Source organism: Kingella potus (assembly GCF_900451175.1).
Taxonomy (GTDB): domain Bacteria; phylum Pseudomonadota; class Gammaproteobacteria; order Burkholderiales; family Neisseriaceae; genus Neisseria; species Neisseria potus.
In genome coordinates, this window is sequence record NZ_UGJJ01000001.1 from 601,493 (window position 1) to 616,362 (window position 14,870).

General features: G+C 61.1%; 16 protein-coding genes. 7 read left to right on the forward strand and 9 right to left on the reverse strand.

Annotated elements, in window-relative coordinates; genetic code table 11:
- Positions 1 to 132 precede the first annotated feature (132 nt).
- From cls to DYE40_RS02690, 6 genes are all read right to left on the reverse strand, one after another.
- A complete protein-coding gene (cls, locus tag DYE40_RS02665) occupies positions 133 to 1,626 on the reverse strand; it encodes a cardiolipin synthase (RefSeq protein WP_115307608.1) in 1,494 nt (497 codons plus the stop codon).
- A gap of 703 nt (positions 1,627 to 2,329) precedes the next feature.
- Complete coding sequence (locus tag DYE40_RS02670; RefSeq protein WP_115307609.1) at positions 2,330 to 3,064, reverse strand: sugar ABC transporter permease; 735 nt, start codon at positions 3,062 to 3,064, stop codon at positions 2,330 to 2,332.
- Between the two features lie 403 nt (positions 3,065 to 3,467).
- Positions 3,468 to 3,740, reverse strand: a complete 273-nt coding sequence (locus tag DYE40_RS02675; protein ID WP_115307610.1) for a hypothetical protein — start codon at positions 3,738 to 3,740, stop codon at positions 3,468 to 3,470.
- 30 nt (positions 3,741 to 3,770) lie between these two features.
- A complete protein-coding gene (locus DYE40_RS02680) occupies positions 3,771 to 4,406 on the reverse strand; it encodes a UPF0149 family protein (protein ID WP_115307611.1) in 636 nt (211 codons plus the stop codon).
- 434 nt (positions 4,407 to 4,840) lie between these two features.
- Entirely contained in the window at positions 4,841 to 5,653 is an 813-nt protein-coding gene (gene murI, locus DYE40_RS02685; protein ID WP_115307612.1) for a glutamate racemase, read from the reverse strand.
- A 44-nt stretch (positions 5,654 to 5,697) separates the two neighbouring features.
- Positions 5,698 to 6,345 carry an alpha/beta hydrolase gene (locus tag DYE40_RS02690; RefSeq protein ID WP_174901017.1) on the reverse strand — a complete coding sequence of 216 codons (648 nt, stop codon included), beginning with the start codon at positions 6,343 to 6,345 and terminating at the stop codon, positions 5,698 to 5,700.
- Positions 6,346 to 6,485: 140 nt separating this feature from the next.
- Between DYE40_RS02690 and DYE40_RS02695 the strand changes: the two genes are divergently transcribed.
- Complete coding sequence (locus DYE40_RS02695; RefSeq protein WP_245944050.1) at positions 6,486 to 7,217, forward strand: MarC family protein; 732 nt, start codon at positions 6,486 to 6,488, stop codon at positions 7,215 to 7,217.
- A 238-nt stretch (positions 7,218 to 7,455) separates the two neighbouring features.
- On the opposite strand, the gene DYE40_RS02700 is transcribed toward DYE40_RS02695, so the two are convergent.
- Together DYE40_RS02700 and DYE40_RS02705 are read right to left on the reverse strand one after the other, a co-directional pair.
- Positions 7,456 to 7,746 carry a hypothetical protein gene (locus DYE40_RS02700; protein WP_115307614.1) on the reverse strand — a complete coding sequence of 97 codons (291 nt, stop codon included), beginning with the start codon at positions 7,744 to 7,746 and terminating at the stop codon, positions 7,456 to 7,458.
- Between the two features lie 121 nt (positions 7,747 to 7,867).
- The gene (locus DYE40_RS02705) at positions 7,868 to 8,833 is read right to left on the reverse strand and encodes a phosphatidate cytidylyltransferase (protein WP_115307615.1); all 966 of its coding nucleotides are present in this window, start codon (positions 8,831 to 8,833) and stop codon (positions 7,868 to 7,870) included.
- A gap of 311 nt (positions 8,834 to 9,144) precedes the next feature.
- Between DYE40_RS02705 and DYE40_RS02710 the strand changes: the two genes are divergently transcribed.
- The 6 genes from DYE40_RS02710 to DYE40_RS02735 all read left to right on the forward strand — a co-directional run bounded on the left by DYE40_RS02710 (position 9,145) and on the right by DYE40_RS02735 (position 13,641).
- Positions 9,145 to 9,531: an MAPEG family protein gene (locus tag DYE40_RS02710; protein ID WP_115307616.1), complete on the forward strand. Its 387-nt coding sequence runs from the start codon at positions 9,145 to 9,147 to the stop codon at positions 9,529 to 9,531.
- Between the two features lie 104 nt (positions 9,532 to 9,635).
- Positions 9,636 to 10,526, forward strand: a complete 891-nt coding sequence (locus DYE40_RS02715) for a DMT family transporter (RefSeq protein ID WP_115307617.1) — start codon at positions 9,636 to 9,638, stop codon at positions 10,524 to 10,526.
- Between the two features lie 43 nt (positions 10,527 to 10,569).
- Positions 10,570 to 10,926 carry a SpoIIAA family protein gene (locus DYE40_RS02720; RefSeq protein WP_115307618.1) on the forward strand — a complete coding sequence of 119 codons (357 nt, stop codon included), beginning with the start codon at positions 10,570 to 10,572 and terminating at the stop codon, positions 10,924 to 10,926.
- Positions 10,927 to 10,943: 17 nt separating this feature from the next.
- On the forward strand, positions 10,944 to 11,558 hold the full coding sequence (locus DYE40_RS02725) for a lytic transglycosylase domain-containing protein (RefSeq protein WP_115307619.1): 615 nt from the start codon (positions 10,944 to 10,946) through the stop codon (positions 11,556 to 11,558).
- A 166-nt stretch (positions 11,559 to 11,724) separates the two neighbouring features.
- Positions 11,725 to 12,429, forward strand: coding sequence for a DUF4190 domain-containing protein (locus DYE40_RS02730; protein ID WP_115307620.1), 705 nt, complete (start codon positions 11,725 to 11,727; stop codon positions 12,427 to 12,429).
- Between the two features lie 231 nt (positions 12,430 to 12,660).
- Entirely contained in the window at positions 12,661 to 13,641 is a 981-nt protein-coding gene (locus tag DYE40_RS02735; RefSeq protein ID WP_115307621.1) for a malate dehydrogenase, read from the forward strand.
- Between the two features lie 842 nt (positions 13,642 to 14,483).
- On the opposite strand, the gene DYE40_RS02740 is transcribed toward DYE40_RS02735, so the two are convergent.
- On the reverse strand, positions 14,484 to 14,726 hold the full coding sequence (locus DYE40_RS02740) for a glutaredoxin family protein (protein WP_115307622.1): 243 nt from the start codon (positions 14,724 to 14,726) through the stop codon (positions 14,484 to 14,486).
- Positions 14,727 to 14,870: the final 144 nt, after the last annotated feature.

The window sequence follows — 14,870 nt, forward strand, 5'->3', positions numbered from 1 at the left end:
GGAGAATCCGGCCCGTACGCCGCTCGGACGGCACGCCCTGCGGCGGGCAAAACGGACAAGAGGCCGTCTGAAAACCTGTTTTCAGACGGCCTCTTCGCTCTGTGCCGTTTATATAAAACAGGGGGGCAGGATTTACAGCAGCGGGCTCATCAGGCGGACGGTGTTTTCCGCCAGCAGCCACCATTTCGGCCGCCGCTGCCATTCGTCGACGCAGACGTAGCGGCATTCGGCCAGATAGCCCTGCTGCAAGCTGCGGATGCGCGCCGTGGTGTCGCTGTCGTAGATGGCGAGGCTGATTTCGAGATTGAGGAAGAAGCTGCGCATATCCATGTTTACCGTGCCGAAGAGGGCGTAGTCTTCGTCTACGGTCATGGTTTTGGCGTGCAGCAGGCCGCCATCAAACAGGGCGATTTTCACGCCGGCGGACAAAAGCAGCGGGTAGTAGGCGCGGGAGGCGTAGCGCACCGGCAGGGAATCGACTTTGGCCGGCAGGATGAGGACGACTTCCACGCCGCGTTTGGCGGCGGTGGTGAGGGCGGTAAGCAGCGGCTCGTCGGGAACGAAATACGGAGTGGTGATGATGATGCTGCGGGTGGCGGAGTGTACCGCGCTGACGATGGTTTCGTAGATGACGCGGTCGCTTTGGTCGGGAGCGGAGGGGATGACTTGGGCAACAACGCTGCCGCGCCCGATGTTTTCGGACAGCAGCACGGGGATGCGGTCTTTATGCTCGGTAAGGTAGCGTTGGATGTCGTGCAGGTTTTCGTCGGCCTCCACGGCGAGATCGGCAAAAAATACGGCGGACATTTCCAAAACGACGGGGCCGGTGCAGCGCATCATGACATCCACCCATTGCCCCACGCCGGAATCCTGTTTGAAAAAGCGGGGATCGACCAGGTTGTAGCTGCCGGTGTAGCCGGTTTTCCCGTCGATAACAAGGATTTTGCGGTGGTTGCGCAAATCGCTGCGGGTAAAGAAGGTGCGCAGGATGCCGACGGGCAGCGAGGCGTGTACTTCCACGCCGGCATCGCACAGGGTCTGCACCCAACGGCTGTCGAAAAAGCTGCTGCTGCCCACCGCATCGGCCAGCACCGCGCAGTCGGCACCGCGCTGCGCCGCACGCACCACCGCATCCAGCAATTCTTCAATCCGCCCCTGCGGCTCGATAATGTAAAACGCCAACAGGCAGGAATGCTGCGCCGATTCGATGTCGGCGAGCATGGAGTCGATAATGGTGTCGGTGTCGGCAAGCAGGGTCATGGCGTTGCCCTTGGTCGCACCCAGCCCCATGACACGCTCGGCAATGCGGCTGATGCCGTGGTAGTGCGGCAAAACCTCCCCTGCGGTGGAACGGTAGTGTTCGGACAGGTATGTCCCGACAAAGCCCTGATAGAAACGGTTCATCTCTTCGCTGCGCTTGGCGCGTGCCGTGCCGAGACGCGGTTCGCCCACCAAAAGATAGGCAGCCACGCCGAAAAGCGGGAAGAGAAACAGGAGGATGAGCCAGGCAAACGCCGTACCGACATTGCGCTGCTTGTACAGCACGCGCACCACGCAGGCCAGCGCGGCGCAGGTGTGGGCGGCCAGGACGATTTCGCCGAAGGTAACGGGAGGGGAAACGGCCATATGTCGTCGCTCCGTGGGGAAAACGGCGGATTATAGGCGGCGGACGGGGCAGACAGAAACAGGCGGGACGGAAGGCGCGCTATGGCGGGATACGGCATCAGGCCGTCTGAAAACGGAATCTGCGTTTTCAGACGGCCTGTTTTCATTTTGTCCTGCCGTATCCTGTGTAGCGTGTATCGCGCGGCGGCGCACGCGTTTCCTGATTTTCGGGAAGACAGATGGTTGCAGTTTGCAAAACCGCTTTCCCCACTTGCAAACGCAGCCGAAAGGCAAAATCCCCACCCTAACCCTACCCCGCAGGCGGGAGAGGGAAATCAGCCCCGTCCGTGCGCAAAGGCCGTCTGAAAAACGATACCTGCCGTTTGCGCGGGGATACGGCTCTACCGCGCATCCGTTTGCCAAGATTCGGATAACGGCCTCAAACCGCGTGCGTCGCTTCGCCATATACCCTGCACAAATCCCGCGTAGGGTGTGCCGCTCTAAGCGGCGCATGCATTTTCCGGCTTGTTAAAAATAAGGCCGTCTGAAAATCTGCTTTGCGTGATTTTCAGACGGCCTCTGCATCTGCGCAGGGTGTGTGGCTCTGCCACGCACGCGGTTTGGAATATTGTGTGTCGGCCTGCACGGCGGGGGAAAGTTAAGAAAGCCGCGCGGACGCATTGTAAAGGCGTTCGCGCGGCCCGTTGTCCTGCGACGGAGCGGTTTATTGTCCGCAGAGCGACTGCACGGCGGGGGGAACGGTGCCGCTGCACACCCAGGTAATGGTTTTTTCTTCCTGCAAGGGCAGCAGCACCATAGTCTGTTCGCCTTCGACGGGAACGGCAGTGATGGTGCCTTGGAGGATGCTGACGTTTTCCCAGTGTTTGCGCTGGTTTTCATTGAGTATCAGGGCTTCGGTGATGCGGTTCAGCTCCACACCTTCCGATACCTGGCCGGCAACGAAATTCTGCGCGGCCACCAGCGCGTCGGCGGGGGAATCGGCAGCGGGGGCGGGTTTCTGCTCAATCTGCGGGGCGGGGTTGCCGGTTACGGGCGAAACGGCCACGGGCTCTTCCAAGCCGGCCAGTTTGTAAACGGGCTGGACGATGTGGTTGAACTGCGGGGCATACTGCGTAACCGCCGCGCAGACTCCGGCCAGCAGCAGGCAGGCAAAGCCGAGAATCAGACCCGCCAGAGCCGCGCCGCCCTGCCCTTTGAAGCCGAGTACCACGGCAAGTACGGCAAACACGGCAGGCAGGACATAGGCGGGCACGCCCAAGCCGGGCAGCAGGCCGGAGAGGCCGGCAATATTGAGGACGGGCAGCACCGCAAAGGCCAAAATACCGCACAGCAGAGCGGCCGATGCGGCGGCGGAGCCGGGACGGGCCGCTTTTTTGGCGGCTGATGTCTGGTCAAACGGGGTATTTTTTTTGAATAGGGAGCCGGAGAGTTTCGCCATAATGTGGTTTTCTTAATGTGATTGAAAAATTAGTGCGATTTTATCAATTTGTGTTAAATCAGGCAATCGCAGGCCGCCGGAAGCGGCGGTTTGCGCGGCAAAAATGCAAAACGGGTTGGCAAGGCCGGTTTGTGCGTCTGCCTGTGCGGATTTCTGCCCGCAGCAGCCGCCACGCTTTGCCGCTCTGGCAGGAATGCTGTTTTAACTTCGTTGAAGCTGCGCTTTCAGACGGCCTTTTGCTGCGGGCGGAAAACGCGCACGCCGCTGCGCGGCACACACTAAGCGGTTTGCATTATGTAGGGTGTGCCGCACTAAGGCGGCGCACGCGTTCTTTGTTTTACAGGCAGACTTTCCGGGCAATCTGCAAACCCGTAAATCCGCGTGCGTCGCTGCGCGACACACCCTACGCGGGATTTTTGCCACGAAAAAACAGCAGACCTTCCGGCAGGGTGTGTGGCTCTGCCTTGCACGCGGTTTTGCGGCTGTCGGCACGGTAATTGGAAATACGGAAAATGCGGCCGTCTGAAAGCACGGCTTCAACAAAGTTAAAACACGCTTGCGGCGCGGCCGCTATTGCGTCGGTGTGCTTTTCAGACGGCCTGTGCTGTAACGGGGAAACGCGTGCGTCGCTGCGCGGCACACCCTGGCTGTCATACAGACAGCGCAACGGCTGCATTTTCAGACGGCCTGCCTGTATGCGGCGGGGTCAGCTTCTGCCGCAGCAGGCTTTGTATTTTTTGCCGCTGCCGCAGGGGCAGGGATCGTTGCGGCCGGTTTTCGCGCCCTGCCGCCGTACGGTTTGCGGTTTGTTTTTCACGGCGCGCCAGTAGGCGGCGGCGGCGGATACGGTGTCCGGCAGGCTGTCTGCCAGTTCTGCGTATTCGGTATCGTCCAAATCGGGCATAAGGCCGTCTTCGTCGTAGGCTCCGCCCAGCAGCATCAGGGGATAGAAGAGGTCTTCGAAGTCTTCGTCAGCGGCGGCGGCAAACCAGTCGGTGGGGGTGCGTTCGAGGGCGTAGAGGTAGGCGTTGCACCATGTGCCGCAGTCGGCTTCTCCGTTGTCGTCCGGGTAAAAAAGCAGCCCGGGCGGCTCGGGCGCGGCAAGGCTCTGTGCCAATTCGTGCGCCCATTGCGCCACGGCTTGGGCGATGCGCGCGCGTCCGTCTTCGTCGGGCTGTGCTTCGCCGATGATGTCTTCCAGTATGGTGTCGAGGCTGTCCTGCCAGTTGTCGGGGCCGGAAACCCATGCTGCAAGGTAGGCCTGGATTTCGTCGGCACGCATGGCGCGGCCTTCGCCGGCATGGGGGTGGAGCAGTTCGGTGAGGATGTGTTGCGGGTTCATTGCGTCATTCCTGATGGTGTATATGGGATTGGGCCGGAGCGGCCGGGTTTTAACTTTGTTGAAGCCGCGCTTTCAGACGGCCTCTGTGCTGCGGCAGGGAGCGCGTGCGCCGCTGTGCGGCACACCCTACGTGGGATTCGGCACAAAAAACAACATTCCGCCAAGTAGGGTGTGCGGCTCTGCCACGCACGCGGTTGCGGCGGCTTGCGCGGCGGTTGGGAAAACAGAAAACGCGGCCGTCTGAAAACGCGGCTTCAACAAAGTTCAAACACGTTTGCGGCATATCTGCAATTTCATTGGTGCTTTTCAGACGGCCTGTGCGCTGCGGCGGGAAACGCGTGCACCGCTGTGCGGCACACCCTACGCGGTTTGCATTATGCAGGGTGTGCCGCCTCAAAGCGGCGCACCCTGCGCAAAAGGCGGAACGGGCGGGTTTATCCCAGCGTAACCATTTCCACTTGTTGCAGGCTGCGCCCCAAAAAGCGTTCGCCTATGGTTTGGAAACGCAGGGGGATGTCGCTGACGTAGAAGCGGTAGTCGGGCGGGCCGCCTGTGCCGTCGTTGAGCAGGCCGTGTTTTTGCAGGGCGCGGGCGGCGGCTTCGGCGGTGGTATCGGCGGAATCGACCAGGGTCAGGCCGGGGGCTTCGCGCCGCAGCAGGGGTTTGAGCAGGGGGTAGTGGGTGCAGCCGAGGACGAGGGTGTCGGCATCTTCGGCCAAGAGGGGTTTGAGGTATTCGCGCGCGGTGAGGCGGGTTACTTCGTGGTCGAGCCAGCCTTCTTCGACGAGGGGGACGAACAGGGGGCAGGCAACCGAACGGACGCGGGCGGCGGGGTTGTGGCGGTGGATTTCGCGGGCGTAGGCGTTGCTGTTTACGGTGGTGTTGGTGGCAATCACGCCGATGTGGTTGTTGCGGGTGGCTTCGAGCGCGGCCTGTGCGCCTGCGCTGATGACATCCAGTACGGGCATATTGCCCGCCGTCTGGCGCACTTTGTGTCCGGCCACGGCGGCAATGGTGTTGCAGGCGATGACGAGGGCTTTTACGTCGTGCTGGAGCATGAAGCCGACGATTTGGGCGGTGAAGGCTTCGATGGTGGCGCGGGATTTCACGCCGTAGGGGACGCGGGCGGTGTCGCCGAAATAGACGATGTTTTCCATCGGCAGGCGTTCCATCAGGGCGCGGACGTTGGTCAGTCCGCCCACGCCGGAATCGAATACGCCGATGGGGCGTTGTGCGACTGTATCCATAAGTAATGGCCGGTTCGGGGTTGGCAAATGGCGGGGAGCGGCGTTCAGACGGCCTGTCCGCCCGCAAGCACGGCGGGAACGAAACGGGCAATTGTGTCGCGCAGGCCGATGAGTTTGCCGTGGAAGAAGTGTCCTGCCTGCGGGAGGACGACGACGGGGATTTCCTGCGGCGCGGCCCAGTCGAGCGACTGTGCCAAAGCAACTACGTCGTCGCTTTGGCCGTGGATGAGCAGGGTGCGGGCGGGATCGGGCGCGTCGGGTTCGCGTTCGCCCGTGTAGTGGCGCACGGCGGGCGCAAGCAGCAGCAGCAGGTCGGGGCGGCGGCATTGTGCGGCAAACAGGGCAACATAGCCGCCGAAGGAGAAGCCGGCGATGGCGAGTTGTTCCGCCTGCGGGTGGCGGCTGCGGGCAAAATCGATCACGGCGGTGCAGTCGTCGGTTTCGCCGCGTCCGTAGTCGTGTTCGCCCGCGCTGCGCCCTACGCCGCGCAGATTGGGCAGGTAGCAGTGGAAACCGAGGCCGCACAGGGCTTTGGCGGCGGTTTGGATGACTTTGTTGGTGTTGGTGCCGCCCTGCGTGGGATTGGGGTGGTTGATGACGGCCACGCCGCGTTCCGCGCCCTGCGCGGGCAGGAAGATGGTTTCGAGGCCGCCGGCGGGGCCGGCGACGGTGAGGATTTCGGGCTGCTTCACGGTTTTTCCTTTTGTGTGTTGTGCGCACGGCAAGGCGCGGGATTTTACGGGGGCGGGTGCGGCTTTGTCCATTGCGGGCGGCATATGGTTTCCAAGCGGCCTCGCCCGTATGGCGGAACAAATAAAAAATCCGCGGCCTGATGGCTTATATCTTTTCTATTTTGTTCCACTATATAATCCGCCCCTTTATCCGTTTCAGGTATCCGACGATGATTGAAAGCTATCTGCACCAGTTCGGCCTGGCCTTTATGGCTTTTTTCGCCATTATGAATCCGGTTTCCAGCCTGCCGGTGTATCTGAGCCTCACCGACGGCGACGACCGGCGCACGGCGCGGGCGGTGGCGCGCAAGGGGCTGATGATCGCTTTTGCGATTGTGGTGGTGTTTGCCTTTGCCGGCCGCTACATTTTCGAGCTGTTCGGCATTACCCTGCCCGCGCTGCGGATAGCGGGCGGGATTTTGGTGTTTTTAATCGGCTTCCATATGGTGCAGGGCAACCGCTCGCCGATGCACCGCCAGCCTTCGGCGGCGGCTGTGGAAGATCCTGCGGCCCACGCGATGCGTTACGAAGAAAAAATGAATGTGGCGATTTCACCGCTGGGCACGCCGCTCTTGGCGGGGCCGGGCACCATCGCCACGGCGATGAACCTGGCGGCGGGCGATACGCTGGCGGGTACGGCCGTGGTGGTGGCGGCTTTTCTGCTGTTGTGCGCCATCACTTACACGCTCTTTATTTTCGGCCCGAAAATTACGCGGCTGATGGGCAAAAACGTGATGAACGTGGTAACGCGGATGATGGGACTGATACTGGCCGTGATCGGTACGCAGATGCTGGTGGCGGGACTGAAAGGCGCGTTTCCGCTGCTGAACTGAAATCCTGCGGACGAAAGGCCGTCTGAAAACCGTATTTTCGGGTTTTCAGACGGCCTCTTAACTTGCTTTCGCGCCGACGGCCTGTGTGGGGGTGGCGCAGCCGCGCACGCGGCTTGGGGATTCAGACGGCCTCAGTATCTGCATAACGTAAAACGCGTGCGTCGCCGGGGCGACACACCCTACGGCGGGGAATCCGGCGCGTACGCCGCTCGGGCGGGCCTCTCTGTATATTCGATATTCAGCCCTGTTTCCACGGCAGCCACAGCCGCGCCAGCACATACATCAGCAGCCCCGCGCCGCCGGTCAGGAAAAAGACCATGCCTTTTTTGCGCGCGTTCGGACACAGCCAGTAAACAGCGAGGCTGAAGCTGAAAAACATCGCCGCCACCGCCCACAGCAGCTGCCGGTCTTTGAAGCGGTTGAGCGTGTAGCTCTCGTTCATCACCACATACATCTGCCACAAGCCGGCGGCACACATGGCAAACACGCCCGCAGGCAGGAAAAAAAGTCCGAGCAGTTCTTTGTTCATCTCAAATCGTCCGCAGCCGCCCCGCCCAGCGGGCGCGGCCTTGCTGAAAAACGCGATTATATCGCGCAGGCAATGCAGGAAGAGGCCGTCTGAAAACCGCGTTTGCCGTTTTCAGACGGCCTCAGCTCCAAAAATACCTTAAAAAATGGAAAAACACGGGTGCGGCAAAGCACACCGAGTCCACGCGGTCGAGCATTCCGCCGTGGCCGCTGATCATGCTGCCCCAGTCCTTCACGCCGTAGTCGCGCTTGATGGCCGACATCACCAGCCCGCCGGCAAAGCCCATCAGGCAGATCAGCAGGCCGAAAAGGGCGGCCTGCCAGTAGGCAAACGGCGTAATCGGCGCAAGCAGGGCCGCCAGCACCGTGGCCGAGGCAATGCCGCCCACCGTGCCGGACACGGTTTTCGAGGGCGAGAGCGCGGGCATGATTTTCCTGCCGCCCACCAGCTTGCCCCAAACATATTGCAGCACGTCGGAAGCCTGCACCACGGCAATCAGGAATACCGGCAGCAGGACATTGTTGCCGCTGTCGAAGCCGTCCAGCCGCAGAAACATCAGCGCGGGCACGTGCGACAGGCAGAAAATGCAGATCATCGCCATCCACTGCGTTTTCGCCGCACGGGCGAGAAAGTCTTCCGTCTGCCCGCTCAGGCCGGCAATAATCGGCAGCAGCAGAAAGCCGTACATCGGGATGAAGATGGCAAACAGGCCGTACCACTCGCTCCACACCAGCCAATACTGCACCGGCAGCAGCACGTAAAAACAGGCCGCCATGCTGTAATAATCGCAGCGGCGGCGGTAGATAAGGGTCATAAACTCGCGCAGCGCGGCAAAGGAAATCAGGAAAAACAGCAGCACCGCCCCCGTTTTGCCGAACCAAAACGCCGCCAGCAGCACCAGCGTCATCAGCCACCAGGCGTAGATGCGGGCGTTGAGGTTGGCGATTACGGCGTTGTCCGCACCTTTTTTCCGTTTCAGCCAGCGGCCGACAAACGAGGCGGCGGCAAGTACGGCAAATACGGCGGCAAAAATCCGCCCTGCCTGCGGCACAAGTCCGGCGGCGGCAAAAACGGTGTTCTCCGGCATAGCGGCTCCTGCATCTGCGAAAAAACGGCATTATAGCCCAGACGCACAGCCGCAGAGGCCGTCTGAAAACGGGTTTGCGCAAACGGGAAAGCCAACGATACGCCTGCCTGCACAAAAAACAGGCAGCATCAAAATATCCATATCCGCCAAAGGACAAAGCGGTTTTTCCACAAGGTATCCACCGCATTTTGCCGTGCGCTGCGGGATAAGCCGCACACGCACAGGCTGCGGCACGGCTTTTTGTGCAGACAGCCCTCCGCGCCGCCGCTGTATAATGCCGCCCTTTCCAACGCCCGAACAAAGGAAACATCATGACCCTCGCCTACTGGTGCGTGCTGCTCGCCGCCCTGCTGCCCCTCTTTTGCGCGATGTACGCAAAAAAACGCGGCGGCTTCGACTTCAAACGCGACAACGGCAACCCGCGCGTATTTCTGGCGCAAACCGAAGGCGCGGCCGCCCGCGCCAACGCCGCCCAGCAAAACGGCTATGAAACCTTCGCCCCTTTCGCCGCCGCCGTGGTTATCGCCCACGCCACAGGCGGCGCATCGCAGGCCGCGATCAATTTCTGGGCGGTGTTGTTCGTCCTCTCGCGCATTCTGTTCTGCCTGTGCTACATCGCGGGCGAAGCGCGGCTGCGCTCGATGGTGTGGGGCGCGGGTTTCGTCTGCATCATCGCGCTGTTCATCGCCGCAGCCTGATCCCCGGCCGCAAAAAGGCCGTCTGAACGCCGCAAACGGGTTTTCAGACGGCCTCATGCCTTGCCGCGCGGCATACCGCCCGCCTGCCGCCCTTCCATAAAATCATGAAACCAAATACAACAAAAAAACCCGCCCGCAGCCAGGAAGCCCGCGAACTCATCGGCTCGGCCTGGATGATTGCCGCCGCGCTGTTTTTCACCCTGATGAACCTCGCCATCAAAGCCGCCCACCAGAAATTCGGCATGGGCAGCGGCGAACTCGTCTTCTGGCGCATGGTTTTTGCCGCCGCCGTACTCGGCGCACTGGCCAAAGCACAGGGCAAAACCTTCGCCACACCGCATCTGAAAAGCCATCTCAACCGCAGCATCAGCGGCACGATAGGCATGACCTGCGGCTTTTACGCCGTCATGCACCTGCCGCTGGCCACCGGCGTTACCCTCGCCTACACCTCGTCCATTTTCCTTGCCGTACTCTCCGCGCTGGTGCTGCGCGAAAAAATCTCCCGCTACACCCAAGCCGTGCTGCTGGTCGGCTTTGCCGGCGTGGTGCTGCTGCTCAAACCCTCGTTTTCCGCCGGGCAGGAATGGGCGGCGGCGGTCGGCCTCTTCGGCGGCCTCGCCGCAGGCTGGGCGTATATGCAGGTGCGCGAACTCTCGCTCTTGGGCGAACCCGCATGGCGCGTGGTGTTCTACCTCTCGCTGGTGGGCATGGCGATGGGCGCGGCACTGGCCACCCTCACCGGCTGGCACAGCGTTTCCCTGCAATCGCTGCCCTACCTGCTGGCCGTGGGTGCCACCGCCATGCTGGCGCAGCTTGCCATGACGCACGCCTACGCCGTCGGGCGCAAATTCACCGTTGCCGCCCTCGCCTACCTCACCGTCGTATTTTCCACCCTGGCCGGCATTTTCTTTTTCGGCGAGCAAATCGGCTGGCAGGAATGGCTGGGCATCGGTATCATTATTGCAAGCGGCATTTTGAGCGGCTTGAAAAAGTAAACACCGCAACCATACCGTCGGCACCCGACAGAAAGGCTGAACCATGATCTCCATCCGCGAACAAAACTACGGCTTGAACGTTGCCCTCTACAACGAATTCACACTCGACGACTTCCGCCAGCTCGAACAGGCCGTCATCGCCGCCGCCGCCCGCGTCCACCGTCCCGACCTGCTGCTCGATCTGAGCCTGCTCAAAGACTTCACCATCGACATGGCCTGGGAGCAGATCAAATTCGTCCGCGAACACGACCGCGACTTCGGCCGCATCGCCATCATCGTTGACGACATCTGGATCAAATCCGCCGCCGTCCTCTCCGAACTGATTACCCAAACCCACCCCAAATACTTCACCGATGCCGCACAGGCACAGGCATGGCTGTTGGAAGAAGCCGCCGAATAAACCGTTTGCCGCAAAACATGGAAAACCGATTACCCCTCCCCCCGCGCCGCCGCCTCCTGCTCGCCGGCGGCGCATTCCTCTTTCTCCCCCGCACCCTGCTGGCCGGCGCGCAACGCGAAGAAACCCTCTCCGACGACGTTGCCTCCGTGATGCGCACCTCCGTCAGCAACATCAACCCCGCCCGCCTCGTGTTTGCCAACCCGCGCGACGGCGAACGCTGGCTTGCCGATATGTCCGCCCGCCTCGCACACTTCGTTCCCGACGAAGCCGCCCGCCGCCGCCTGCTCGTCAACATCCAATACGAAACCACCCGCGCCGGCCTCGACACCCAGCTCGTCCTCGGCCTCATCGAAGTGGAAAGCGCGTTCCGCCAATACGCCATCAGCAGCGTCGGCGCGAAAGGCCTGATGCAGGTCATGCCCTTCTGGCAGCGCTACATCGGCAGGCCCGACCACAACCTCTTCGACATCCGCACCAACCTGCGCTACGGCTGCACCATCCTGCGCCATTACAGCAACGTCGAAAACGGCAACCTCACCCGCGCCCTCGCCCGTTTCAACGGCAGCCTCGGCAGCAGCAAATACCCCAACGCCGTCATCGGCGCATGGCGCAACCGCTGGCAGTGGGCATAGAGGCCGTCTGAAACCGCGTGCGCGGCTTGCGCCACACCCCCTGCCTGCCGTGCAAACAGTTGTTTCACTATGCAGACCCGTTTTTCAGAAACATCATCCCCGCACAGGCGGGTACGGCCTCCGAAATACAGCAAGCACCCGATTCCCCCACTTACGAGAAAAAACCATGCACGACCACAACAAACCGCACAACCGACAGCCCGAAGACGACGGCATCCGCGACCAAGACGACATCATCATCACCGGCAGCGTCCGCCCCAACCCCCGGCCCGAAGACGACGGCCGCTACTACCAAGCCACGCAACAGCAGCTGCGCCGCGCCAAAAGCACCAACGGCTTCGCCATCGCCAGCCTTGTCTGCGCCATCATCGGCATCGGCTGGTACGCCCCCCTCATCCTCGGCCCGCTGGCCGTCCTCTTCGGCCACATCGCCAGAGGCCAAATCCGCCGGGAAGGCCAAGACGGCAACGGCCTTGCCATCGCCGGTTTGCTCATGGGCTACCTCCAATTCGTTTTCCTGGGCTGTCTGCCCGCCTTCTTGGAATACGACACCCGCAACCAACTGACCGAAGCCTACGGCGAACTCGGCATCCCCCTTGCCAAACTGGGCGACGAAATCGCCGCCGGCAAAAAAAACGCCGGCTTTACCCTGCCCCCGTCAAGCCGCTACTGGCAGGAAGCCTACACCCGGGACGGCACCGTTTACGCCCGCCTCAAAACCGACTCCTCCCTCCCCTCCTCCGTGAGCGGCAACACCATCGTCTATACCCCGCGCATCCATAACGGCACCGTCTCCTGGCGTTGCGACTTTGCCGGCGACATCCAGCGCAGCTACCTGCCACGCAAGTGCGCCGGCGTAAAAACAGAATAAACCCGCCGCCACGCAAACGGCGCGGGACGCAGCGGCCGAAAGGTTTTCAGACGGCCTGCACGCCTTTTCAGGCCGTCTGAAAAACGGCATCCCGTTTTCTTTACACAACTTGATTAAATCTTGCCCGTTCAAGTAAACTCGCTGCCGCCTGCCTGAAAACAGCACACGGCGCATTCCGCCACCGGCAGGCCGAGCCGTTCCAACCCTACAATCAACAAAGGAGTATCCAATATGAAAAACCCCGTCCGTGTTGCCGTAACCGGCGCTGCCGGCCAAATCGGCTATGCCCTGCTCTTCCGTATCGCCAGCGGCGAAATGCTCGGCAAAGACCAGCCCGTGATTTTGCAGCTTCTGGATCTGCCGCAGGCACAAAACGCCGTCAAAGGCGTGATGATGGAATTGCAGGACTGCGCTTTCCCGCTCCTGGCCGGCATGACTGCCTCCGACGACCCCGAAGTGGCCTTTAAAGACGCACAGGTTGCCATCCTCGTCGGCGCACGCCCGCGCAGCAAAGGCATGGAACGCGCCGACCTCTTGCAGGCCAACGCCCAGATTTTCACCGTACAGGGCGCGGCCTTGAACAAAGTGGCCGACCGCAACGTCAAAGTATTGGTTGTCGGCAACCCCGCCAACACCAACGCCTACATTGCCATGAAGTCCGCCCCCGACCTGCCCGCGAAAAACTTCACCGCCATGCTGCGCCTCGACCACAACCGTGCCGCCAGCCAGATTGCCGAGAAAACCGGCAAAGCCGTTGCCGACATCGAAAAACTCTGCGTCTGGGGCAACCACTCGCCCACCATGTATGCCGACTACCGCTTCGCCACCATCAACGGCCAGAGCGTGAAAGACATGATTAACGACCAGCAATGGAACGCCGAAGTCTTCCTGCCCACCGTCGGCAAACGCGGCGCAGCCATCATTGAAGCGCGCGGCCTCTCCTCCGCCGCCTCCGCCGCCAACGCCGCCATCGACCACATCCGCGACTGGTGGCTGGGCACCAACGGCAAATGGGTAACCATGGGCATCCCCTCCGACGGCTCCTACGGCATCCCCGAAGGTACCGTATTCGGCTTCCCCGTTACCTGCGAAAACGGCGAATACCAACTGGTGCGCGGCTTGGAAATCGACGAATTCAGCCGCGAACGCATCAACGCCACTTTGCAGGAACTGGAAGACGAAAAAGCAGGCGTGGCCGACCTGCTGAAATAAGGCTTCCCGCAAAAAGCTGCCGGATTCGTCCTCCGGCAGCTTTTTTGACGCATCGGGCGGGTCGCCCGCAGCCGAGGCCGTCTGAAAACCGCATATGCGGTTTTCAGACGGCCTTTTGCCGGATTTTTGGATTTAGCCGGATTTTAAAGAACGCGTGCGTCGCTGTGCGACACACCCTACGCAGAGGGCAGAAATGGCTTTGCAACAAGCAGCAGCCTGTGCGGCATCAGGTAGGGTGTGTCGCCCAAGCGACGCACGCGGTTTGCGGTCTGCTATCTGCCGCTTGCCGTTACCCGGACTTTCGACAAACGGGCGCGGTGCAGAACCGCTATATCCCGAACAAACGACGGATATTGATTTTCAGACGGCCTCTGCCCTTTAAAGCAGGGTGTGTCGCGCAGCGACGCACGCGCTTGCGGATGTCGGCACGGCCGTTTTCAACACGTAAAAGAAGCTGTCTGAAAATACGGATGCGGCACATCCGAAGTCCCTCTTGCACTTTTCAGACGGCCTTTTTCCCTGCGGATGGAAGCGCAACGCCCTGCCCGTTATACAAACAACGATGTTTGTATTTGCTTTGTAAAACACAAAGGCCGTCTGAAAACCGCATTTGCGGTTTTCAGACGGCCTTTTGCCGGATTTTTGGGTTTAGCCGGATTTTAAAGAACGCGTGCGTCGCTTGGGCGACACACCCTACGCAGAGGGCAGAAATGGCTTTGCAACAAGCAGCAGCCTGTGCGGCATCAGGTAGGGTGTGTCGCCCAAGCGACGCACGCGGTTTGCGGTCTGCCACTTGCCGATGCCCAAACTTTCGGCAGACGGATGCGGCGGAAACCGGCTTGTCAGACGGCCTTCCGCATCAGATACGCCCGCAGCTTTTGCGCGTCCAAATGCCAATGGCAGATTTCCGTTTCCCCGTCGAGCAGCACGGGGACAAGTTCGTTGTAACGCGTTTCCAGAAGCGGATCGTCGTCCACATCGAAAATTTCCAATTCAAAGCCGAATTCGTCCTGAAAAGGCCGGAGCGCGTCGCGCATCGCGTGGCACAGGCTGCAGTATTCGCGGAACATCAGAGTCAGTTTCATAGCGGTTTCCCGTTTTCAGACAGGCCGCGATTATACAGGCCGTCTGAAAAACCAAAGCGCGGCGGCAGACGGCAGACAAATTACACACAAGCCGTCCGGACGCGTTTTCAGACGGCCTGTACTGCCGCCGCAGCCCGATATGGC